We start from the raw sequence: 23406 nt of genomic DNA, 5'->3' as shown, positions 1-23406 counted from the left end.
AATAACTAAAAAAGAGTTGTAACCCTTGCGTCTTTTATTCAATTTATGTGGTGAATGTTTAATGCATACGGATAAAAAAAACATATGTGCATTAAAATCAATACATTAAATAAATCAGGGGTTCATTGTTGTGGCAAGTGCAAACAAACTCACGCTGTTTATCGTTATTTTCATGCTGTTGGGGATCCTCTCCGGCGCGGTGATTCATGCGTATGCCTCTCCGGGCACAATTACGTCATGGGCAGAAAATATTACGCTCTTTACCGACATGTTCTTGCGGCTGATTAAGATGGTCATTGCGCCATTAGTCTTCAGTACGCTGACGGTAGGCATTATGCGTCTGGGAGAAACCGCGACTATCGGGCGAGTGGGCGGCAAGGCGATGGTGTGGTTCATCACCTCGTCAATCCTCTCTATTCTGGTCGGGCTGGTGATTGTGACTCTTGAACATCCCGGCGCAGGCTTAAACCTGGCGATTCCAAAAGAGTCGGTGGATACCGGCCTTGCGGTCAGCGGAATGAGCTTAAAAGGATTCCTGTCTCATACCATCCCGACCAGTATTACCGAGGCGATGGCGAACAACGAAATTCTGCAAATCGTGGTGTTCTCGATGTTCTTTGGCATCGCCGGGGCCTCGTTGGGGGAGAAATTCAACGCGCCGCTGGTCGCCGCGCTGAACGTCGTCTCTCATATCATGCTGAAGGTCACCGGATATGTGATGTACGTGGCTCCGTTGGCTATTTTTGCCGCGATTTCATCGGTTATCGCCTCGCAGGGGATGGGCATTTTGCTTAACTATGCCTCCTTTATCGGCGGCTACTACATTGCGGTGCTGCTCACCAGCGCGGTGCTGCTGGCGGTAGGCTATATGGTGCTGAAAAAAGAGGTCTTCCGCCTGCTCAACATGCTCAAAGATCCGGTGCTGGTGGCGTTTACCACCAGCAGCTCTGAGGCGGCGTATCCGAAGACCCTGGAGCGGCTGGTCAGTTTTGGCTGCTCGCGCAACATCGTCTCCTTCGTGCTGCCGATTGGCTACTCCTTTAACCTGGTGGGGTCGATGGTCTACTGCTCGTTTGCCTCGATGTTTATTGCCCAGGCTTATAACATCCAGCTGAGTTTTAGCGAAATTACCGTCATGATGCTGACCTTGATGCTGGCATCAAAAGGGATTGCCGGGGTCCCGCGTTCTGCGCTGGTGGTACTGGCCGCCACGATCCCGAGTTTCAATATCCCCGTTGCCGGGATTCTGCTGTTGATGGGCATCGACCATTTCCTTGATATGGGCCGTTCGGCGATCAATGTGCTGGGCAATGGGATTGCCACGGCGATGCTGTCGAAAAACGAGGGGCTGCTGCAGGAAGAGGAGCCGGAAGTGGAACCTCAGCAGGTACAGGCCTGATCGCTCAACGCCCTCTTCGCGGAGGGCGTATTTCCCGTATGTTGTGGAAAGTGTTGTGGAAAAAGAGGCCCCCAACAGGCACGCAAGGGGCAATGTGACGAAACGAACTCACCCCGATTAACCTATTATTTTCATGGTACAAAAATACGCGGCAGTATCTTTATACCCGGGTGGCGAATAATTTTATCGGTTAGCTACGGTGGATGAGAAGTTATTTCCCGCTGGCACGCTTCTTTTCAGAATGGATAACCTGAGCAACCCGTTGAATTCCTAATTTTCTCTGTTTCAATGGTGTGTTCAGTCGCGCTGATTGATCTTATCCGCGTTCTTTTAACACGCTAATGAACTGAAAGAAGTCATAATGATTATTCAGTCCGTATTTTTCCATGATCTGATTTTTATGATAAATCACGGTCTTCGGGCTGAGCTGATGAAGTGCAGAAATTTTACCAATATCAAAGCCATTCATCAGGCCATGGGCAACGACGACCTGCGAAGGCGACAGGCTTTTGTGCGGGCAGTTGGCGCATATGGATGCTGAGTCGAGCGCCCGTTTTGACTCCGGCTGTTCACTCTTCGATAGCGCCCGGCCAATAATCTCGCGCAGGCTGTCAACATTGACCGTTCTGACGGGAACGAAGGTGACATCTTTCAGACAGTTGACGATCCGCGTCTTTTCCGGCAGCTCATCATAGCGATGCAAAATGATCACCGAACTGTTTTTCTTACGGTTTTTAATACTGGTGTTACAGAGATGAATCTCACCCGGGAGAATCTCAGCGATGATGATGTCCTGAGCGGACAACTCGCTTGAGTGGCCGCTGAACTCAATCGTCAGGGCGTCGCTGACCCGGGTGAGATCGTGGATAATTGCCATTAGCGACGCCCTCAGGAAGGTGTTGCGGCTGATAATCGCGATACTTATTTTTCTCATGACGTGACTATCCTGCGGCACTGACATCATGCCAGGCTGCGAGCAACCTTACGGGCGTTTACGGCAATTGCCGTGTCTCGGGAATATCGTATTTATGAACGGAAGAATGACCTTTCATAACTACGATGGCAGTAACAGGAGCCTGCCAGGATTATTTTCTGCGCATTTTTCTGTCTGCAAAGGGAATACGCTCTTTTCTCCTGTCTTTTATATAAGAAATAAGGCTGTAAACGGAGACCGCGAAGAAAAACAGGCATAGCAATAAGGCCAGCCACGTTTGTAAGGCCATAATGAATAATCCTTAACTGAGTTTTATGCTGTGATAAATACGCAACAGTGCGCATGCGAATATTATTATTCTGTTATTCAGCGTGAAGCTGCTACCGTCGCGGCGTCTGCCGCATAGAATATTCGCGTAACGTCGCCGCCTTGAACGCAACCCTGGCAGAGTGAAACCCGGTCTGTCCGCAGGTTGGCTAGAGCGAAAGGGGGGCGCGTTCCCCTCCCGCAGCATGGCTGATTTCGGTCACGACATTTGCGGCATGAGGTCAATGTAAGAAAATTCTTAATTCTCTGTCAGTCTCATTTCTCTCATTTCTCTCAAAAAATAAGAAAAATTAACAACAACAGATAAATGAATAACTTATGGATAATAAAACGGGTGGAGAGCGCATCAGGTCGCTTGCACGGCGGCGATGAGAAACCTCAGGGAATAAACGCCAGGCCTTTGCCAAAAATTGCCCGGATGGGCAACGTCATGCCGTGCAGCCGCGCTTTGTTGCGCAGTCGGCTGATCACGACGTCAATGCGGTGTAGCTCCGCCTCAACTTCATCGGGGAAAAGATGCGCGTGCAGATCCACTTTGCGACAGACTTCACTTGGATTGCGCATTAAGCGCGCCATCAGCCGGTGCTCCTGCTGCGTCAGCGGCAGCGCGGTACCGGACGGCGCCACCAGACTTTCCGGCTGCAGAATCCAGGATGAAGAGGCTAATTTCTCGGCTACGGGGGGCGCGGCCGGGGAGCGGGGGTTTTGCTGCATCAGCCGGGCGCCCAGCGCATGGATGGTCTCCGCCAGCACGGAAAAATTGACCGGCTTGATGAGATAGAAATCTGCGCCAAGATTGAACGCCTGCAGTTTATCCTGCTCATGCCCCCTGGCCGTCATCACAATCAGCCCGTATTAGCCAATCTCATGCAGATAATCCAGAACGCTGAAGCCGTCTTCGCCAGGTAAGCCAATATCAACCAGTACAATATCCACCGGGTCGCGATGCAGCTGCCGCCAGAAGGCTTCCGCGCTGTGCACCCCCCATGCGTCGAAGCCGCGAAAGCGCAGGAAGGCCAGCAGTTCATCGAGGAGATCGGCGCTATCTTCAATGATGGCCACGCGTAATGTCATGGTTTACCCTTCTGCTGTGGTAGGTCATCCTGGGGCAGCGTGAGCGCAAATTCGCATCCCGTCGGACCGTTGATTGCCAGCCAAAGCTCACCGCCGTGAGCTTGTATGATTTGCCGGGCGACATACAGCCCAAGACCGGTGCCGGCGGGCGTCGCGGTGCGGACTGCGCCGCGCCGGTAACGCTCAAAGATCTGGTCGATATGATCAGCGGCAATACCGGGCCCCTGGTCACGAATCCCAATCTCGCAGCAGTTTGCCTTTGGGCGAATCGCAATTGCAATCTCGCCGGACGGCGTGTACTTCACCGCATTGTCCAGGAGGTTGGCCAGCGCAATGCACAGCAGTGCGCTATCGGCAAAGAGTGGAGGCGAGCGGGTCGTGGCGTCGACGCTGTGCCCGGCCAGCGTGATCGTCAGATAATGATTTGACGAGAGTTCAACCACTGTTGCCGCCATGCGAATGATCGCTAGCAGGTCGGCATTTTGTTTATCGACATGCAGCGCGCTGGATGAGAGCCGGGCATCGGCCAGACAGTTATCGGTTAACTGGACCAGACGTGTGGTGGCGCGCTGCATGCGGTCCAGGCGCGGCCGTTGCGCCGGATCCGGAGAGCATAAGCGCAGGTTCTCCAGCGCGGCCTGAATAACCGAGAGCGGCGTTCTGAATTCGTGCGCCACCATCCCCATAAACTGACGTTGATGAAAGCTTGCTTCGCGTTCGATCTGCAGTTCTCGCGTCAGCTGTTGTTTTTGCACCAGCCTGCGATTTTCGGCCCGTACTCGCCGGACCGCAATGATGAGGACGGTGACAATATGAACAATCAGCGCGTACTGCCAGGCGGAATAGATGGTGTTATGAAAAGGGATCACCCCGTGAATGGAGAGCAGCACCAGCGCGGCGGAGGCCACGTAGACCGGCGGAAGCAGTCCTAACAGCAGCGTATTCAAATCAATGGCTTTGCGTCGCCAGAGCAGCCATGAGGTGATCAGCAGAATCGGAGCGGCAATAAAGAACATCGCCGCCTCGATCTGCATGGCCTGCCCGTAAAAGCCGAGGGGAACGCTGGCGAGAAGCACAATATTGACGCCAATAGCAACGAGCAGCAGCCGGTGCAAGCGCGGCATATTGGTTTTAAGATCAAAAACCTCGCTATGCAACCACAGCGCCGTGGCGTAGCTGAGCAATGACAGGTAGCTGATCATCGCATCCTGCACGGGGAGAGCGGCATCGCCAAAAAACCACTCCGGGTAGCCGTGTAGCGCCGCCACCAGCGGATAGTTGAGGGAAAACAGGCAAATTCCCCACAGCAGGCGGCGACGTAACAATAAGGCAAGCCACAGGGCAATTCCGCTGGCAATCGCCGCCAGGCCAAAATAAAAGCTCCAGAATGCGGTATCCCGGGTTGCAGTGCGGACAAACTCCTGGGGGGAAGAGAGCGTCGCCAGCAGGATCAGGGTACTGCTGCTGCGCAGGCGAAAGACCATATCGTATCCCGCGTCGTCAGGGGGCGGCGCTAAAATCAGTACGCTTTCGCGGTAGTCCAGGTCGCTATCGCGGGTCGAGGCATGGTCGCCAAACTCTTTATGCGTCCACGGGAGATTGCTGCCGGCAGGACGGTAGAAAACGCTGAGGTGATCGATAAAGGAGGGGCCGAGCTGCAGCCAGCGAGGTTCACCGTCAAAATCGGCCGCCGGCAGGTGGCTCTTAAACCAGTACGTTTTTGCTGAGTAGCCAAATGACGGGATGCGCTGCCCCGTAGTGAGCGCACTCTCCGGCAGGGCGAGAAATGTCTCCAGCGTCATCGAACCGTCAATGTCGGCAACCCACTGCACGGGAATATCAATGCCAACCTGACGACTTTGCGCCGTGGCGGGGGGAGAAAACATCAGGCTGGTCGCAATGCCAAAGCCGATCCAAAAGAGCACTCTGTAGCTCCAGGCGAGCGAAGCGGCGAAGCCAGGAACGGCGCGTAGATGATTCAAATCTCCCCCTGCGGCATGGATGAATAATGGTGACAGGAATAATCAATCATGTCTGCGACATGCACAGGCGGTCCCCCCGGATGTCGGGAAATAAATGCGAAGTTTCAGACGGCACAGCATTCTGCAGGGGGCGGGGAGATTGTACCAGCGTTATTTGTAACAGGTCATACTGGCCAGACCTGTCCTCTACGCCCCGTCAGACAAGGCATGCGTCGTGATGGTATCCGGCATGACGAGCTCAAAACGGCGTAACATGATGTCGCTTTGGCCATGTGGCGATATAAAACGCTACTGCCGGGGAAATCAGGACGATGATAAAACCGGGGGAGTGCATGTTCGCCTGGCGAGAGTCCATTCCAGGGAAGCTGATTTATGCCATGACGCGATTTTGGGCAGTGGCGTTCCGGGAGGGGGAGCCGCAGGAGAAAACGGGGCAGGGCTGCCCCGTGAACGTTAAGCGAAAACGACCTGCGCCCAGCGGGCCAGACCGGCGGTAACGGAGCCAAAATCATCTCCGCCGGCGATCGGTATACCCGGCAGGTGGGCTGCCAGCGCTTTCTTAATCAGCGGTGAGCGGGCGCTCCCCCCGGTCAGGTAGATCACATCCGGCGTTTCGCGGCTGTTGTCGAGCGCCAGCTGAACCTGTTCCATAATACGCGTCAGCGGCTGATTCAACGCGGCTTCCAGCCCCTGTTGGCTGATAGCCGTGGCCAGTTCATTGCCGATAAACGGTAGTCCGGCGGTCACCTGCTCCTGCGCGGAGAGGGCGATTTTACTCTCCTCCGCACTGCGTACCAGGCGATAGCTCAGACGCTGGCGCCAGACTTTCAGCAGCAGCGCGACTTTATCGGCGTCGCGGGCATCACGCAGTAAATCATTGAGCAAGCGACCGTTGGCGCTGCTGTAGAAATCGGTTTGCGCCGGCACATCGTTGATCGCGACGGCGTTCCACCACGGCAGTACCGGTAAGGCGATCCCTTTTTCAGTTTCGCCACCCATCCCCAGCAGCGGCATCAGGCATTTAAAGGCCAGAGCGATGTCGAGATCGTTCCCGCCGACGCGGCAGCCGCTGTGGCCGAGTAAACTTTGCTGGCGATCGGCTTTCTGCCGCCACTGCGGCCCCATCAGCAGCAGCGAACAGTCGGTGGTGCCGCCGCCGATATCGACGACCAGCACCCGTTTTTCTTCGTTGAGCGTCGCTTCGAAATCCAGCCCGGCGGCAACCGGTTCAAACTGGAAAACGACGTCACGGAAACCGGCGCGCTTCGCCGCGCGCTCGAGGATCCCCTGCGCCTGGGCATTGGCGTCATCGCCACCCAGACCCTGGAAGTTGATCGGCCGGCCAATTACCGCCTGATCAATGGTTTCCGGAAGCTGCGTCTGCGCCTGCTGTTTAATATGCAGCATCATGGCGCACACCAGATCTTCAAACAGCGCAACCTGCTGCGGCTTCAGGCCGCTGGCGCCGAGGAACGATTTCGGAGATTTAACGAAGTACACTTCTTCCGGATCGTCGACATATTGATGCAGCGAGGCCAGACCAAACTGGACGCTGTTGCCGAGGACATCGATGTCTTCATCGCGGTTATAGTTGATGGCGCGACGCAGCAGCGCCTGGTTTTCAGCGCCGTTGGTCGGCACGTCATGATGGCGATAGAGCCATTCGCTGACCGCTTCGCGGGTTGGCGCCGACAGCATTGACGGCAGCAGCTTGCTGCCGTTTTCCAGCGTTAACAATTGCGGAAGATTATCGCGCATTACGGCAACCGAACAGTTGGCGGTTCCGTAGTCAAAACCAATAAACATGACCTGAAAAATCCCCATGCCAGTGAAGAAGGGGGGCGACTTTAGCGGATTGCCGCCACGGCGACAACTGGAATTTAAAAGCAAGGTATGTCGGACGTGGAGCGTCTATCATTGAGGCAATTAAAGAAGGAGAAATGATGACGCTGTTACCCTGGCACCCCCCCTACGACCCGCAATGGATATTCGGTTTTCTACGCGCCCGTGCGGTGGCGGGTATTGAAACGTTCAGCGAGGGGCGTTACACCCGCAGCTTTTCCCTGGCGGGCCATCGTGGCCTGATCGCGGTTGAGCCTGATATGGCGACGCAGGGATTACGCGTGACCTTATCTGCCGGCCTGCTGCCGGTGGCCGATGCGTGCCACGATCGGGTTGCGCGCTTGTTTGATTTAGCCTGCGACCCGCATCGGGTGGCCCAGACGCTGGGCACGCTGGCCAGCGCGCGTCCTGGGCTGCGGCTACCGGGATCGCTTGATGCCTTTGAACAAGGGGTACGCGCGGTGCTGGGGCAGCTGGTCAGCGTGGCGATGGCGGCGAAGCTGACGGCAAAAGTGGCGGCGGCTTACGGGGAACCGTTGACGGAGGCGCCGGAATACCGGCTCTTTCCTGAACCACAAACCCTGGCGCGAGCGGATCCATTAGCGCTTAAAGCTCTGGGGATGTCGCTGCGGCGCGCCGAGGCCCTGATCCATCTGGCGCAGGCAGTGATTGACGGTCAGCTGCCGCTGACGGCGCCGGACGACATTGAGGCCGGGATGAAACAGCTGCAAACGCTGCCCGGTATCGGCCGCTGGACCGCCAGCTATTTTGCCCTACGCGGCTGGCAGGCGAAGGACATTTTTCTGCCGGATGATTACCTGATTAAGCAGCGGTTTAGCGGCATGACCCCGGCGCGTATTGCCCGTTACGCCAGCCGCTGGCAGCCGTGGCGTTCCTATGCGTTATTGCATATCTGGTATAGCGAAGGATGGGCGCCGACGGAGGAATAGCCATGCAGGGTGCATATCACTGGTATCGACGCGCTGAAATCCCTATAATTGCCGCGTTTGACGGTCAAACGTCACCCTTCCAATACATGAAATTATTCGAGATGCGCCTCAAAACTCGTTAGCGTTTTGAACAAACCCCACAGGGGCGAGGCTGCAAGCCGAGTCACGCGGCGGCAGCTCGAAGGGTTATGTGTATATACATCCAGGTTAATCAGGTCGCAAAAAAGTTATGACTGATACGTCTCATCAGTGCGTCATTATAGGTATCGCCGGCGCATCGGCTTCGGGAAAAAGTCTTATCGCCAGCACGCTGTATCGCGAATTGCGCGAACAGGTTGGTGATGAACATATTGGCGTTATTCCGGAAGACAGCTACTACAAAGATCAAAGTCATTTGTCGATGGAAGAGCGTGTTAAAACGAACTATGACCATCCCAGCTCGATGGATCACAGTTTACTGTTTCAACATTTGCAGATGTTGAAAAGCGGCCAGCCGATTGAATTACCGGTTTACAGCTACGTTGAACATACGCGTATGCCGGAAACGATCCACATCGAACCGAAAAAAGTGATCATCCTCGAAGGAATTTTATTGCTGACGGATGTTCGCCTGCGCAATGAGCTGAGCTTCTCTATCTTCGTTGATACGCCGCTGGATATCTGCCTGATGCGCCGCATCAAGCGCGATGTGAATGAACGCGGGCGCTCGATGGACTCAGTGATGGCGCAATATCAGAAAACGGTTCGTCCGATGTTCCTGCAGTTTATTGACCCTTCCAAGCAGTATGCCGACATTATTGTGCCGCGCGGCGGTAAAAACCGCATCGCGATTGATATTCTGAAGGCAAAAATCAGTCAGTTCTTTGAATAACACAGACGAATTGTGTAACGTGCAAAGAGAACCCAAATTGCCCTTAGCCCCGGAAGGTGTAGGGGCGCGATGCCATAAAGGAGAGAGCTCATGCGTCTGTGCGACCGAGATATAGAAGCCTGGTTGGATGAGGGGCGGCTATCTATCAGCCCGCGCCCGCCCATTGAACGTATTAACGGCGCGACCGTCGACGTTCGGCTGGGGAATAAATTCCGCACGTTTCGCGGCCACACGGCGCCCTTTATCGATCTGAGCGGGCCAAAAGCAGAAGTGACCGCGGCGCTGGATCGGGTGATGAGCGAAGAGATCGTGCTGCCGGAAGGCGAAGCCTTCTATCTGCATCCGGGAGAGCTGGCGCTGGCGGTGACCTATGAGTCGGTGACGCTACCGGCCGATCTGGTCGGCTGGCTGGACGGACGCTCCTCTCTGGCGCGTCTGGGGCTGATGGTGCACGTCACCGCTCACCGTATCGATCCCGGCTGGTCTGGCTGCATCGTGCTCGAGTTCTTCAACTCCGGCAAGCTGCCGCTGGCGCTGCGTCCGGGGATGCCGATCGGCGCACTGAGCTTTGAACCGCTGTCAGGCCCTGCGGCACGGCCCTATAACCGCCGTGAAGACGCCAAATATCGCGACCAGCAGGGCGCGGTGGCGAGTCGAATCGACAAGGATTGATAACGTAAGCGGTGTACTGAGGGTGCCATGAGACGAATTCTGACGACGCTGATGATCTTGCTGGCGGTGGTTGTCGCCGGGCTGACCGCGTTGGTATTGCTGGTCAATCCCAACGATTTTCGCGCCTATATGGTGCATAAGGTGGCGGAACGTAGCGGTTATCAGCTCGAACTCGATGGCCCGCTGCGCTGGCACGTCTGGCCGCAGCTGAGTATTCTTTCCGGCCGCATGACGCTGACGGCACCGGGGGCTGCTGAACCGGTGGTGCGCGCGGACAATATGCGTCTTGATGTCGCCCTTATGCCGCTGATTTCTCATCAGCTGCAGGTCAAACAGGTGATGCTCAAGGGAGCGGTCATTCAGCTGACGCCGAAGACCGAAGCCGTACGCGGCCAGGATGCGCCGGTGGTTCCTCACGACAATTCGCTGCCGCTGGTGGCGGAAGACAGCGGCTGGTCCTACGACGTGCGGCAGCTGCAGGTGGTGGACAGCGTCCTCTTTTTCCAGCATGAAGATGGCGAACAGGTGACCGTGCGCGATATTCGCCTGCAGATGGATCAAGATGAACATCATCACGCGACGCTCGACTTTGCCGGGCGAATCAACCGCGACCAGCGCGATCTGGCGCTCTCTTTCACCGCCGAGGTTCAGGGTGGTGACTATCCACACTCTCTGAAGGCTGACATCTCCCGGTTCGACTGGCAGCTGCGCGGCGCCGAGCTGCCGGCTGACGGCGTGAGCGGGCAGGGCAGTATGCAGGCGAACTGGCAGGAGGACGAGAAAAAGCTGAGCTTTGATAACCTCAATCTGACGGCGAACGGCAGCACGATTGCCGGCAGCGCCAGCGTGATTTTAGGTGACCGGGCCGACTGGAACCTCAATCTTCATGCCACGACTCTTGACCTCGACACTCTGCTGACGCACGGTTCGCCGGCAACGGATTCTGGCGCCAGCCAGCAGGGACAAAGCCAGCCGAGGCAGCTGCGCCCGGTGATTGCCGACAGCGATATTCAGGAAGATTACAACAGCCTGCGCGGATTTACCGCCCATATGGCGCTAACGGCCGACCAGCTTCAGTGGCGTGGGATGACCTTTACTCAGGTGAAAAGCGACATCAGTAACCAGCTCGGACTGCTGACCATCAACCAGCTTCAGGGCGAACTGGATGGCGGCCTGATATCGTTGCCCGGCACCCTTGACGCGCGGGGAGAGACATCGCAAGCCTCCTTCCAGCCCAAACTGGATAACGTTGAGATTGCCACCATCCTGAAAGCATTTAACTATTCGCTCAATCTGACCGGTAAGCTCTCGTTAACCGGGGATTTCTCCGGTGAAAAAATTGATGCCGACGATTTCCGTCGTCGCTGGCAAGGAGATGCGCAGATACAGATGGCGAATACCCGCACCGAAGGGCTTAACTTCCAGCAGCTCGTGCAGCAGGCCGTTGAGCGCAGCACCAATGTGCAGGCGCAGGAAAATTACGACAACGCGACCCGCCTCGACTCCATGAGCAGCGAGCTGCAGCTGGCGCAGGGACAGGTCACGTTGCAAAGCCTGCAGGGGCAATCAGAGATGATGGCGCTGACCGGGCAGGGCGACCTGAATTTATTGAAAGAAGAGTGCGATATGCGCTTTAACGTGCGTGTGCTGGGCGGCTGGAAAGGCGAAAGCAAGCTTATCGACAAGCTCAAACAGACCGCGATTCCGCTGCGTATCTACGGAAAATGGCAGGCGCTGAGCTATAGCCTGCAGGTCGACCAGGTGCTGCGTAAACAGCTGCAGGATGAAGCTAAACAGCGGCTTAATGACTGGATTGAGCGCAATAAAAACACCCAGGACGGGAAAGAAGTGAAGAAGCTGCTTGAGAAACACTAACCGGGATTGACCGGCGGAGCGACTTTACCGACCCGGATGGCGGCGCAAACGCCTTATCCGGGCGACCTGAGTGTACTCTCCCTGTAGCCCCGGTAAGCGTAGCGCCACCGGGGAAGCAGACAGATGCAGGTTGAAAGGTTATCACGGTGGTTTTCCCGGATAGTGGCGCAAACGCCTTATCCGGGCTACCCGAGTGGACTCTCTCTGTAGCCCCGGTAAGCGCAGCGCCAGCGGGGAAGCAGACAGATGTAGGTTGAAAGGTTACCACCATGGTTTTCCCGGATGGCGGCGCGAACGTCTTATCCGGGCGACCTGATCGCACTCTCCCTGTAGCCCCGGTAAGCGCAGCGCCAGCGGGGAAGCAGACAGAGACAGGTTTAAAGGTTATCACGGTGGTTTTCCCGGATGGCGGCGCGAACGTCTTATCCGGGCCACCTGATCGCACTCTCCCTGTAGCCCCGGTAAGCGCAGCGCCACCGGGGAAGCAGACAGATGCAGGTTGAAAGGTTATCACGGTGGTTTTCCCGGATAGTGGCGCAAACGCCTTATCCGGGCTACCCGAGCGGACTCTCCCTGTAGCCCCGGTAAGCGCAGCGCCACCGGGGAGTATCTGCCGGCTGCGGGGATTACACTTCGTAGCTCAGCTCATCTTCCCGCGGCGGCGGCGGGATAATCTGCACTTTCTGTACCCGGTGACTCTCGACCTGCAGCGTGCGTACGATGTAGTCGCCGATTTTCACCTCTTCACCCGCTTCAGGGACATGCTGCAGATTTTCCATCAACAGACCGGCAATCGTGTGATACTCGCGCTTATCATCGAGCGGCAGGTGAATGTACTGCACTAAATCTTCCAGCGGCATATGCCCATTGGCGGTCCAGCTGCCGTCAGGATTTTTCGCGATATCGTGGCGGGCATCAATCTCTTCAGCCTCGTTGGGTAAATTGCCGGCGATGGTTTCCATGACATCGCTCAGGGTCACCACCCCCTCAACGGAACCAAACTCGTCCACCACAAAGGCGAAATGGGTCCTGGCGTGGCGGAACTGCTCCAGTGCCGGCAGCAGAGGCAACGTCTCAGGGAACACCAGTGGCTGACGAAGCAGGACGCGCAGGTCGAGCGGTTCATGGCGCAGCGATTGCTGTAACAGGTCGATGACGTGAACCACGCCGAGCAAATCTTCATCATCATTTCCGCCGGTGACGACCAGCCGGGTGTGCTGGTTTTTCTCCAGCAAGGCGCGGATTTCCTCCTCCGGTGCGCTAAGGTCTATATGCTCGATATCATGGCGCGAGGTCATAATACTGCTGACGGTGCGCTGGTTGAGATTAAGCACCCGCCCAATCATCCGGCGTTCCTGGGGGTTGAACAGCGGGTTATCGGCCTGGCTGTCGATCAGCGCGGCCGTATCGCTACTGAGCTCGGCATGTTCTTTATGCCCACTGAGTAAATTCATCACCGCTTCGGTCGTGCGCTGGCGTAGCGTGAGATTGGCGGAGAGGAAGCGACGGCGGTTGAACAACGCCAGCTGGTTCAGCGACTCAATGATGACGGAGAAGCCGATGGCCGCATACAGATAACCTTTCGGGATGGGGAACCCAAACCCTTCGGCAATCAGGCTGAAACCAATCATCAGCAGGAAACTCAGACAGAGAATAACGATAGTCGGGTGGCTGTTGACAAACCGCGTCAGCGCTTTGCTGGCGAGCAGCATCAAACTCATGGCAATAACCACCGCCGCCATCATCACCGCCAGATGGTCGACCATGCCTACGGCGGTGATCACCGAATCGAGGGAGAAAATGGCATCCAGTACCACAATCTGAGCGACCACCCCCCAGAACCTCGCGCCCTTGCGCTGAACCGGATTATCGCTGTCTTTGCCCTCCAGCCGTTCATTCAGCTCAACGGTGGCTTTAAACAGCAGGAATAACCCACCAGATAACATAATCAAATCTCGCGCGCTAAAGCTGAGGTCGTGGTAGGTGAACAGCGGTGTGGTCAGGGTGACCAGCCAGGATATCGAAGCGAGCAGCAGCAGACGCATCAGCATCGCCAGCAGCAGGCCAATCACCCGCGCGCGGTCACGCTGAGTCGCAGGGAGCTTTTCCGCGAGGATCGCGATAAAAACAAGGTTATCAATACCGAGGACCAGCTCTATAACCACCAGCGTTATGAGACCGGCCCAAATTGAGGGGTCGGCAATCCATTCCATCATTAGTTAAAACCTATACTACCTGAGAGTGCCATCCGACGATCATGGATAAGCGACAGATAAATTGCAATATATTCTCGTCTTATGACGTCGGGCGGGTACAGCTGCGGGAGAAATGCTGCGGATCGCAATATTAGACTGCATGAATTATAGACGCGCGAGCTTATTTTTTATGCAAATAAGCTTATTAATAAAAGGCATGACTGTGGACGACTGAATATAAACTTGCAAAAAGTGTACTGGATCAATAATGCCGGTTATTGCTCTCTCTGGTCGCATAGCGGTATGAAAATCAGACGGATTCAGACGCCGGGGGTAAACGCCCAATTCAATTACTTAATCGTAGCGATCCAGTTTTTGATACTACTGAATGTCGTGGCTTGCAAAATATCTTGTTTAATCAGACGATATCAGTAGCTTTTAATCAGGTGTAAAAGTCAGTGCCGATGGATGACATGGATAGCGGGCAAGAGGCGAGGGAGGGCATGATGAGCGCAGCGGTGAGCTTTCTGCGCTATTTTCTATTGAAAATAGCGCCTGCAGATTATTTTTATGAATTATGGACCGGTGTTCATAAGAATAAATCCTCTTTTTCCCTACGTTTTGCGAATTATCCAGGTGTATCCTCTACAGTATTCTCTACCGGGGATGCAGCGATAAGTCCTGCTGGTGGTACGAGAACAGAAGAAAATCCTGAGGCAGGGCGCTATATGGCATCTGCGTCATCAGAATTTTCTTAAACCGCTCTGTCGGACCTAATACTTTGCGTGTATTCTCTGATGAAACATGTAGTTTCGGAATTTTGCTGGAAGTCGGACTGAGAGCAAAACGGTAATATCACAGATTGATACCAGGAGAACCTGTAATCAGGTGGGTATCGAAGATTTATCACTATATGGGTGGATATGAGAATGGCAAGTTTGAAAGCAGTTATTCCGGTAGCCGGATTGGGGATGCATATGTTGCCGGCCACCAAGGCGATTCCGAAGGAGATGCTGCCAATCGTTGATAAGCCAATGGTTCAGTATATCGTCGACGAGATTGTGGCTGCAGGCATCAAGGAGATTGTACTGGTTACCCACTCGTCTAAGAATGCCGTGGAAAACCATTTCGATACCTCCTATGAACTGGAAGCGCTGCTTGAGCAGCGTGTCAAACGTCAGCTGCTGGCTGAGGTACAGGCAATCTGCCCGCCGGGCGTGACCATCATGAACGTACGCCAGGCGCAGCCGCTGGGACTGGGACACTCCATTCTCTGCGCGCGCCCGATCGTCGGTGATAACCCGTTTGTTGTGGTGCTGCCGGACATCGTTCTGGATGATGCCAGCGCTGACCCGCTGCGCTATAACCTGGCAGCCATGGTGGCCCGCTTTAACGAAACAGGGCGTAGTCAGGTGCTGGCCAAGAGAATGGACGGCGACCTGTCGGAGTATTCGGTGATCCAGACCAAAGACCCGCTGAATGTGGAAGGGCAGATTGGCAGAATCGTTGAGTTTATCGAGAAGCCTGACGAGCCGCAGACGCTGGATTCCGATCTGATGGCGGTAGGGCGCTATGTTCTTTCCGCCGATGTGTGGGCTGAGCTGGAGCGCACTCAACCCGGCGCATGGGGCCGTATTCAGCTGACCGATGCGATCGCTGAACTGGCGAAGAAGCAGCCCGTTGACGCCATGTTAATGACCGGCGAAAGCTACGACTGCGGGAAAAAAATGGGCTATATGCAGGCCTTCGTAAACTACGGGCTGCGTAACCATAAAGAAGGCACGAAATTCCGCGAGAGCATTAAGAAGTTACTCGCGTAAATAGGCTACGCCGGATTTCAGAAGTGTGAAAATGTAGGGTTTACAGAAGTATGTGGCATAAGACCGCGATGTTGCATGCTTCTGTAGATAACCCTGCTGATTAAAACAGCATATTTTAGACAAATATTAATCAATATAAATCAGATGGTTATGCTGATTTGCTGAAACACACTTAATGTGTAAACAAAAAGCGACTTCAGAGACATCTGGTTGTTGTGCTGGCCCTCCTGTGATGCAATGGTCGGAGTAGCATAATTTTATGTTTGCTAATAATGAGTTAGTCAGAATCTTCTTAAAAAAATATGCATGCCGCTGGCTGTCATAAAAAAATAAAACTTGACTGAGATCATGCTTACGCATTAAACAACAGTGATGCATGCATAAAAATGTGAAGTTATCGGATGTGTATGCCCATACCAACGTCATGGACAAAGGCGCTGCGAACTGGAAAATCGTCAAAGGATGAAAAATAAATGAACTGGCAGTGGGTCTCTTTTTTTGGCGATAGTACCGTGCTGTTACCCAGCGCGGCAGCAGTGTTCATGGTTTTATTTCTGCGCAGGCCTTCCAGACAGATTGCCTGGCAGTGGGGATTGCTGTTTGGTATTACCGGCGCCATCGTCAGTGCATCAAAACTGGCTTTTATGGGCTGGGGCATCGGCATCCGCGAGCTCGATTTCACCGGTTTTAGCGGGCACACCGCTTTATCTACCGCCTTCTGGCCCATTTTCTTATGGCTGCTCTGTGCCCGCGGTAGCATTGCTTTACGCCGGACTGCCATGGTTATAGGGTATTTGCTGGCTATCCTCGTGGGGTATTCCCGTCTGGCGATTCATGCCCACTCCCCATCTGAAGTGATTGCCGGGCTGCTGCTTGGCGCCTGCGGTAGCGCGCTGTTTCTGCTGCTGCAGCGGAATTCGTCGCGTGTGGTCGATGCACAGCTCTCCTGGGGCGGGGTGCTCAGTCTGATTATCATCCCCGTTGTGCTGCTAAATACTGGCGCTAAAGCGCCGACTCAGTCTCTGCTGGGTGAAATTGCCGTTAAGCTGGGTCCGCTGGAAAAGCCCTTTACCCGGGCGGATTTGCATAAGCGTTTTTACTGAATGTGCTGCTGACGATGAATGGGACCAGAGAAAATAATAGAATCAGTCCCGGTTTCGTACATTCATATTCGTGAAATAAATAGTTGCTACTACATTCTGCAGCAATATTTTTGCTGGCACAGGAAATAACGTGGCTGAGAACAATCCTAAATAGACAGGCTGCCCCTTATTCCTGAAATTAAATTATGTTTGTCAAGTATAAAAAATGAATGGCAGGTATTAATTTTTGTAGTTGACGGAAGTGACGAGAATTAGCGTGGTTAATATACTTATCCAATAAAATCCTTAAAAAACATAGCGTTGCTTTGGTTGTGGTGCGTAAGCAAGCATCTTGAGCTGGAACGATGAGATATTATTAAACAATCTTATTGAGGTGTCGTCCGCTTGTCGGAGGAGTCGGTTTGGGTTGTTTTTATAAGCGAATAGTTGTCATTTTTACTCCCATTTGCCGGCAGAATCTCGTAAACTTGATGCCGCAAAAATATTGTCAGTGACTAATAATCACGCGGGCACTGTGCCAGCAAAAATGTATAAATGAAGTACAGTGCATTGGTAGCTGTTAAGCCAAGGGCGGTAGCGTATCGAAACCGCCAGCGTCAATTCTGCAGTCATCTTCTATATGTTCGAAATTCCTAAAACCGATTGCGACGGATGATTATCCGCAAGCACCGTATATAATCGGCAATCTTTCTGACTAAACAGCGTGTTATCCCTCTGGTTGACTGGAGATAGCTCATGTCCAGGGTCGGCGGCGATCGGTGTGAGGGGAGTCGTTGGCGCTTTGGCTGTTGCACTGACATTTCAAATACTGCGTGGCTGATTACGTTCGAAGGGACTGCTTATTGCATCATCACTGCTGAACTAACATACTACGACTGGCGTCAGCGTGCGCTCTCTAAACTCATATTCCCCATGACTCGCTAGCTTGCGGAAACGGGGCTAAAAATGGATCTTGTATAATGATGAAAATCGCGCGTCTTGCACTTGCTTTGGGGCTGTTGACATCGGTGAGTGCGCAGGTTTATGCCTCTGGTCTGGTACTCAATGATAACGAACTGCGTAACGATCTCTCCTGGCTGTCTGACCGGGGAGTTATCCAGCTTAGCCTTTCTACCTGGCCCCTGAGCCAGGAAGAGATTACCCGGGCGTTAAAAAAGGCCAAACCTTCCTATTCTTCTGAACAGGTGGTGCTGGCGCGTATTAATCAGCGGCTTTCCTCATTAAAGGCTGATTTTCGCGTCAGCGGCTACACCTCTACCGATCAACCGGGAACACCTCAGGGCTTTGCGCAAAGTCAACCGGCAGATAACTCGCTATCGCTGGCCTTTAACAACAGTGGCGACTGGTGGGATGTTCATCTGCAGGGCAATGTGGAAGGCGGTGAGCGTATCAGCAACGGCTCCCGGTTCAATGCCAACGGCGCGTACGGCGCGGTGAAGTTCTGGAACCAGTGGCTGTCGTTTGGCCAGATGCCGCAGTGGTGGGGACCGGGCTATGAAGGGAGCCTGATCCGCGGCGATGCTGCGAGGCCAATGACCGGATTCCTGATGCAGCGCGCTGAACAGGCGGCACCGGAAACCTGGTGGCTGCGCTGGATTGGCCCCTGGCAGTATCAGATCTCCGCCAGCCAGATGAACCAGTACACAGCGGTACCGCATGCCAAGATTATCGGCGGCCGTTTGACCTTCTCCCCGTTCCAGTCTCTGGAACTGGGCGCTTCACGGATTATGCAGTGGGGCGGGGAAGGGCGCCCGCAATCGCTGAGTAATTTCTGGGATGGTTTTACCGGGAAAGATAATACCACGGCAAACGATCCGAATGAGCCTGGCAACCAGCTGGCAGGGTTTGACTTTAAGCTGAAACTAGAACCGACTCTCGGTTTACCCGTTAGCTTATATGGCCAGATGATTGGTGAGGATGAATCAGGTTTCTTGCCTTCTGCCAATATGTACCTTGGTGGAGTAGAAGGGCACCATGGCTGGGGGAAAGATGCGGTGAACTGGTATGTGGAGGCCCATGATACGCGCACAAATATGAGCCGGACCAACTACAGTTATACCCACCATATCTATAAAGATGGCTATTATCAGCAGGGCTACCCGCTGGGAGACGCGATGGGGGGGGATGGGCAGCTGTTTGCTGGTAAAGTTGAACTGATTACCGAAGATAATCAGCGCTGGAGCACTCGTCTGGTCTATGCCAAAGTGAACCCGAAGGATCAATCAATTAATAAGGCATTCCCGCACTCCGATACATTGAAAGGTGTACAGTTGGGGTGGAGCGGGGATGTCTATAAGACCGTTCGTCTGAATACGTCGCTGTGGTATACAAATGCGGACCATAGCGATAGCGATGATGTTGGCGCAAGCGCCGGGATCGAGATCCCATTTAGTTTATAGGCTAGATGCTACAGGAAGTCAGGAGAATGGAGTTTAGCCTACCATTCTCCGCGTGCAGCCAGACAGGAATAAACTGGTGGACGATATGTAGCTCAGGCATTGGCAAATTTTAGTTTACTGATGATGTGACATTATGAAGAAAAAAATGGTTAGATTTTCGGCATTAGCATTGGCAATAAGTTTTTTATCGGCTTGTACCATTATTCCTGGTCAGGGATTGAACAGCTTACGTAAGAATGTGGTTGAATTACCGGATAGCGATTATGACCTGGATAAACTGGTTAACGTCTATCCGATGACGCCAGGGTTAATTGAGCAACTGCGCCCGACAAGTGTGATGGCCCGGCCAAATGCGCAACTGGATAGCTTGCTTAAAAATTATGAGTACCGGATTGGCGTGGGCGATGTGCTGATGGTAACCGTCTGGGATCACCCTGAACTGACCACCCCTGCCGGTCAGTACCGCAGCGCCAGCGACACTGGCAACTGGGTGAACGCCGATGGTACGATCTTCTATCCATATATTGGCAAAGTGCAGGTCGCGGGGAAAACGTTGAGCCAGGTGCGCCAGGATATCGCCAGTCGCCTGACGACCTATATTGAAAGTCCGCAGGTTGATATTAGCGTTGCCGCATTCCGTTCGCAGAAAGCCTACGTGACAGGTGAAGTCATAAAATCGGGTCAGCAGCCGATCACCAATATACCTTTGACCGTTATGGATGCTATCAACGCCGCGGGTGGTCTTGCGCCGGATGCTGACTGGCGCAACGTTGTTCTGACGCATAATGGTAAAGATACCAAAATCTCCCTGTATGCCCTGATGCAAAAAGGCGATTTGACCGAGAACCACCTGCTGTATCCCGGCGATATTCTGTTTGTACCACGCAATGACGACCTGAAAGTCTTCGTTATGGGAGAGGTTGGCAAGCAAAGTACGATGAAGATGGACCGCAGTGGTATGACGCTTGCCGAGGCGCTGGGAAATGCCGAAGGCATATCACAAGCAATGAGCGATGCGACCGGTATCTTTGTTATTCGCCAGATGAAAGGTGATAAACAAGGTAAGATTGCTAACGTTTATCAGCTTAACGCACAGGATGCTTCAGCGATGGTTTTAGGTACAGAATTTCAATTACAGCCCTATGATATTGTGTATGTCACAACAGCACCATTGGTCCGTTGGAATCGTGTCATTTCCCAGTTAGTACCAACAATTAGCGGTGTGCATGATATGACTGAAACTGCGAAATTTATTCGGACTTGGTGATAGGTATGTTTGATTCAATCCTTGTTATTTGTACCGGGAATATATGTCGCTCACCAATCGGTGAGCGTTTTCTACGTAAAGTTTTACCAACTAAAAGAGTTGATTCAGCTGGTACGGGGGCCTTGGTCGGCCATCTCCCTGATAAAAGTGCAATAAAAATTGCTTCTCAAAATGGACTATCTTTAGATGGGCATTTAGGCAGGCAATTTACCGCATCATTAGGGCGGCAATATGATCTCATATTAGTTATGGAAAAACTCCATATTGAACAAGTAGGAAAAATAGCTCCAGAAATGCGGGGAAAGACAATGTTGTTTGGACAATGGCTAAATCGCAAAGAGATTCCCGACCCATATCGAAAGAGTGATGAAGCTTTTTTGGCAGTATATAAATTAATCGAGCAGGCCGGCTTAAGCTGGGTTGAAAAATTAGACGTATAAATATCAGGAATTAGACCATGCCATCGGTAGTCAATAAAAATGTTAATAGAGAGACGGATGAGATTGATCTAAGTCGATTGATTGGTGAGCTTATTGACCACCGGAAGTTGATTATATCATTAACATCTATTTTTGCTTTAGTAGCGTTAGTTTACGTTCTATTTGCAACTCCTACTTACCAAGCTGATTCATTAGTTCAAATAGAGCAAAAACAAGGTAATGCTATCTTAAATAATTTGTCACAAATGCTTCCGGATAGTCAACCTCAATCTGCGCCAGAAATTGCAGTTCTCCAATCTCGAATGATATTGGGAAAAACAGTAGATGATTTGAATCTACAAATAATTGTTAAACAGAGTTACTTTCCTTTTTTTGGCAGAGGATGGGCTCGTTTACTCAATGAATCACAAGGATCTCTTGTGATATCTAAATTAGATATCACAAATGGTCAAGATGATGAAGAGCCTGAATTTAATTTGGTTGTTCTTGATAAAAATCATTATCAAATTACATATCATGATAAGCTAATAAATGGCCAAGTTGGCAATTTAGTAAATGAAGGTGGACTATTAATTAAAGTTGATTCAATTTCAGCTGATATAGGTACAGACTTCAGTATACGTAAAGTTACAAAACTAAAAGCGATTTCAGATCTACAAGATAGATTTACAGCAGTAGATCAAGGGAAGGATACTGGAATACTTGTCCTGTCATTATATGGGGATAACCCAGACCTAATAAAAAGAACTATCAATAGCATTAGCCATAATTATCTGTCACAAAACATCGCAAGACAAGCGGCACAGGATGCTAAAAGTTTAGATTTTTTAAACCAGCAATTGCCGAAGGTTCGTAATGATCTTGATATTGCAGAAGATAAACTTAATCGATATCGTCGGCTCAGTGATTCTGTAGATCTTTCACTTGAGGCTAAATCTGTACTAGATCAAATTGTTAATGTAGATAATCAACTCAATGAGTTAACATTTAGAGAATCTGAGATATCTCAGCTTTATACTAAAGAACATCCGACTTATAAAGCTCTATTAGAGAAACGTAAAACTTTACAAGATGAAAGAGTGAAACTAAACAAAAAAGTTTCATCTATGCCTGAAACTCAGCAAGAGATTTTAAGACTAAGTCGAGATGTTGAGTCAGGAAGAGCAGTATTTATGCAGTTACTGAATAGGCAGCAAGAGTTAAATATTGCTAAGTCGAGCGCAATAGGTAATGTCAGAATAATAGATGATGCAATAACACAGCCAAAACCAGTCAAACCAAAAAAAGTACTTGTAGTATTTATTGGTATTTTCTTAGGCATGTTTACTTCAATTGCAATTATTTTAATGAGAGTTTTCTTTAGAAAAGGAATTGAGTCACCAGAGCAATTAGAAGAATTGGGAATTAACGTATATGCAAGTATACCCGTTTCAGAATGGATGTCGAAAAATCACAAAATGGGAAAAAAATCAAATGTAGAAAACACTCGGTTTTTGGCAATTGATAATCCTGCTGATGTAGCTATTGAAGCAATCAGAAGTCTCAGGACGAGTTTGCATTTTGCAATGATGGAAGCAAGAAATAATATATTAATGATATCTGGTGCGAGTCCGAATGCGGGTAAAACATTTGTTAGCAGTAATCTGGCTGCTATTATAGCTCAAAGTGGAAAGAAAGTACTCTTTGTTGATGCTGACATGCGGAAAGGATATGTCCATAGGATTTTTAGTGATGATAATGAAAGAGGATTGTCTGATGTGCTGTCCGGTCAAATAAATAAAGAACAGTGTATCAAAAAAAATAATCAAATAGGTTTTGATTTTATTTCAAGAGGTAAAACCCCGCCTAATCCGGCTGAGCTATTAATGCATCCGAGGTTTAAAGATTTATTAGATTGGGTGTCAAGTGAATATGATATTATATTAATTGATACACCTCCAATTTTAGCAGTTACTGATGCCGCAATCATTGGTAATTATGTTGGTACAAGTTTACTTGTTGCGAGATTCGAAGCTAACACAGCAAAAGAAATTGAGGTTAGTGTTAATAGATTTAATCAGAGCGGTGTAGATATAAAAGGTGCTATATTGAATGGGGTTGTGAAGAAAGCTAGTACATATTATGGTTACGGGTACAGTAACTATGGCTATACATACAATGACGACTAAAAAATAGATTTCTAATGATCTAAAAATAAAGCTGTGAAAATACGATGCATTTTACGGCTTTATTGATTAATAAAGAACAAAACACACA

Annotated in this window: 17 protein-coding genes and 1 pseudogene; 12 read left to right on the top strand and 6 right to left on the bottom strand. The window is 51.7% G+C overall.

What is annotated here, in order from left to right:
- The first annotated feature begins 172 nt into the window (after positions 1-172).
- Positions 173-1399 (top strand): dicarboxylate/amino acid:cation symporter, encoded by a 1227-nt coding sequence (locus tag MC50_RS26295; RefSeq protein WP_234565050.1) that lies wholly within the window; start codon positions 173-175, stop codon positions 1397-1399.
- Positions 1400-1715: 316 nt separating this feature from the next.
- Here MC50_RS26295 and MC50_RS26290 read toward each other — a convergent pair whose 3' ends face one another.
- The 5 genes and pseudogenes from MC50_RS26290 to yegD all read right to left on the bottom strand — a co-directional run bounded on the left by MC50_RS26290 (position 1716) and on the right by yegD (position 7522).
- Positions 1716-2333: a helix-turn-helix transcriptional regulator gene (locus MC50_RS26290; RefSeq protein ID WP_047665358.1), complete on the bottom strand. Its 618-nt coding sequence runs from the start codon at positions 2331-2333 to the stop codon at positions 1716-1718.
- A gap of 151 nt (positions 2334-2484) precedes the next feature.
- On the bottom strand, positions 2485-2622 hold the full coding sequence (locus MC50_RS28620) for a small membrane protein (protein WP_004864603.1): 138 nt from the start codon (positions 2620-2622) through the stop codon (positions 2485-2487).
- A gap of 416 nt (positions 2623-3038) precedes the next feature.
- Positions 3039-3734, bottom strand: a pseudogene (locus tag MC50_RS26285) (response regulator transcription factor).
- Positions 3731-5620 (bottom strand): sensor histidine kinase, encoded by a 1890-nt coding sequence (locus MC50_RS26280; RefSeq protein WP_047665692.1) that lies wholly within the window; start codon positions 5618-5620, stop codon positions 3731-3733. The pseudogene MC50_RS26285 and the gene MC50_RS26280 overlap by 4 nt, the downstream one beginning before the upstream one ends.
- A 549-nt stretch (positions 5621-6169) precedes the next feature.
- Positions 6170-7522, bottom strand: a complete 1353-nt coding sequence (gene yegD / locus MC50_RS26275; protein ID WP_047665690.1) for a molecular chaperone — start codon at positions 7520-7522, stop codon at positions 6170-6172.
- 137 nt (positions 7523-7659) lie between these two features.
- Between yegD and alkA the strand changes: the two genes are divergently transcribed.
- From alkA to asmA, 4 genes are all read left to right on the top strand, one after another.
- Positions 7660-8508, top strand: a complete 849-nt coding sequence (gene alkA / locus MC50_RS26270) for a DNA-3-methyladenine glycosylase 2 (protein WP_047665356.1) — start codon at positions 7660-7662, stop codon at positions 8506-8508.
- A gap of 229 nt (positions 8509-8737) precedes the next feature.
- Entirely contained in the window at positions 8738-9379 is a 642-nt protein-coding gene (gene udk / locus MC50_RS26265; protein WP_004864593.1) for a uridine kinase, read from the top strand.
- Positions 9380-9469: 90 nt separating this feature from the next.
- Positions 9470-10051: a dCTP deaminase gene (dcd, locus tag MC50_RS26260; RefSeq protein ID WP_004864592.1), complete on the top strand. Its 582-nt coding sequence runs from the start codon at positions 9470-9472 to the stop codon at positions 10049-10051.
- Positions 10052-10078: 27 nt separating this feature from the next.
- Positions 10079-11926 (top strand): outer membrane assembly protein AsmA, encoded by a 1848-nt coding sequence (gene asmA / locus MC50_RS26255; RefSeq protein WP_047665354.1) that lies wholly within the window; start codon positions 10079-10081, stop codon positions 11924-11926.
- A gap of 626 nt (positions 11927-12552) precedes the next feature.
- Here the strand turns inward: asmA and MC50_RS26250 are convergent.
- On the bottom strand, positions 12553-14139 hold the full coding sequence (locus MC50_RS26250; protein ID WP_047665688.1) for a TerC family protein: 1587 nt from the start codon (positions 14137-14139) through the stop codon (positions 12553-12555).
- Positions 14140-14579: 440 nt separating this feature from the next.
- Here MC50_RS26250 and MC50_RS28615 point away from each other — a divergent pair, with 440 nt between their 5' ends.
- From MC50_RS28615 to MC50_RS26220, 7 genes are all read left to right on the top strand, one after another.
- Positions 14580-14879 (top strand): hypothetical protein, encoded by a 300-nt coding sequence (locus MC50_RS28615; protein ID WP_127913552.1) that lies wholly within the window; start codon positions 14580-14582, stop codon positions 14877-14879.
- Between the two features lie 171 nt (positions 14880-15050).
- Positions 15051-15941 (top strand): UTP--glucose-1-phosphate uridylyltransferase GalF, encoded by an 891-nt coding sequence (gene galF, locus MC50_RS26245; RefSeq protein ID WP_032686773.1) that lies wholly within the window; start codon positions 15051-15053, stop codon positions 15939-15941.
- A gap of 473 nt (positions 15942-16414) precedes the next feature.
- Entirely contained in the window at positions 16415-17044 is a 630-nt protein-coding gene (locus MC50_RS26240) for a phosphatase PAP2 family protein (RefSeq protein WP_047665352.1), read from the top strand.
- 959 nt (positions 17045-18003) lie between these two features.
- On the top strand, positions 18004-19443 hold the full coding sequence (locus MC50_RS26235; protein WP_047665349.1) for a capsule assembly Wzi family protein: 1440 nt from the start codon (positions 18004-18006) through the stop codon (positions 19441-19443).
- Between the two features lie 133 nt (positions 19444-19576).
- Entirely contained in the window at positions 19577-20710 is a 1134-nt protein-coding gene (locus tag MC50_RS26230) for a polysaccharide export protein (protein ID WP_047665346.1), read from the top strand.
- Positions 20711-20715: 5 nt separating this feature from the next.
- Positions 20716-21150, top strand: a complete 435-nt coding sequence (locus MC50_RS26225) for an arsenate reductase/protein-tyrosine-phosphatase family protein (RefSeq protein ID WP_072025013.1) — start codon at positions 20716-20718, stop codon at positions 21148-21150.
- A gap of 17 nt (positions 21151-21167) precedes the next feature.
- Entirely contained in the window at positions 21168-23318 is a 2151-nt protein-coding gene (locus MC50_RS26220) for a polysaccharide biosynthesis tyrosine autokinase (RefSeq protein WP_047665344.1), read from the top strand.
- Positions 23319-23406: the final 88 nt, after the last annotated feature.

The organism is Klebsiella planticola (genome assembly GCF_000783935.2).
In the GTDB taxonomy this organism is placed as follows: domain Bacteria; phylum Pseudomonadota; class Gammaproteobacteria; order Enterobacterales; family Enterobacteriaceae; genus Klebsiella; species Klebsiella planticola.
The sequence above is the reverse complement of the archived record's forward strand: the minus strand, read 5'-3'. Positions and strand labels throughout refer to the sequence as shown.

Excerpts from the sequence above, each read along its gene's own strand:
- MC50_RS26230 (WP_047665346.1), top strand. The coding sequence starts at position 19,577 with ATGAAGAAAAAAATGGTTAGATTTTCGGCATTAGCATTGGCAATAAGT.
- MC50_RS26295 (WP_234565050.1), top strand. The coding sequence starts at position 173 with ATGCTGTTGGGGATCCTCTCCGGCGCGGTGATTCATGCGTATGCCTCT.
- MC50_RS28620 (WP_004864603.1), bottom strand. The coding sequence starts at position 2,622 with ATGGCCTTACAAACGTGGCTGGCCTTATTGCTATGCCTGTTTTTCTTC.
- MC50_RS26235 (WP_047665349.1), top strand. The coding sequence starts at position 18,004 with ATGATGAAAATCGCGCGTCTTGCACTTGCTTTGGGGCTGTTGACATCG.
- MC50_RS26220 (WP_047665344.1), top strand. The coding sequence starts at position 21,168 with ATGCCATCGGTAGTCAATAAAAATGTTAATAGAGAGACGGATGAGATT.
- udk (WP_004864593.1), top strand. The coding sequence starts at position 8,738 with ATGACTGATACGTCTCATCAGTGCGTCATTATAGGTATCGCCGGCGCA.
- MC50_RS26280 (WP_047665692.1), bottom strand. The coding sequence starts at position 5,620 with ATGTTTTCTCCCCCCGCCACGGCGCAAAGTCGTCAGGTTGGCATTGAT.
- MC50_RS26250 (WP_047665688.1), bottom strand. The coding sequence starts at position 14,139 with ATGGAATGGATTGCCGACCCCTCAATTTGGGCCGGTCTCATAACGCTG.
- MC50_RS26240 (WP_047665352.1), top strand. The coding sequence starts at position 16,415 with ATGAACTGGCAGTGGGTCTCTTTTTTTGGCGATAGTACCGTGCTGTTA.
- dcd (WP_004864592.1), top strand. The coding sequence starts at position 9,470 with ATGCGTCTGTGCGACCGAGATATAGAAGCCTGGTTGGATGAGGGGCGG.
- asmA (WP_047665354.1), top strand. The coding sequence starts at position 10,079 with ATGAGACGAATTCTGACGACGCTGATGATCTTGCTGGCGGTGGTTGTC.
- MC50_RS26290 (WP_047665358.1), bottom strand. The coding sequence starts at position 2,333 with ATGAGAAAAATAAGTATCGCGATTATCAGCCGCAACACCTTCCTGAGG.
- yegD (WP_047665690.1), bottom strand. The coding sequence starts at position 7,522 with ATGTTTATTGGTTTTGACTACGGAACCGCCAACTGTTCGGTTGCCGTA.
- MC50_RS26225 (WP_072025013.1), top strand. The coding sequence starts at position 20,716 with ATGTTTGATTCAATCCTTGTTATTTGTACCGGGAATATATGTCGCTCA.
- galF (WP_032686773.1), top strand. The coding sequence starts at position 15,051 with ATGGCAAGTTTGAAAGCAGTTATTCCGGTAGCCGGATTGGGGATGCAT.
- alkA (WP_047665356.1), top strand. The coding sequence starts at position 7,660 with ATGACGCTGTTACCCTGGCACCCCCCCTACGACCCGCAATGGATATTC.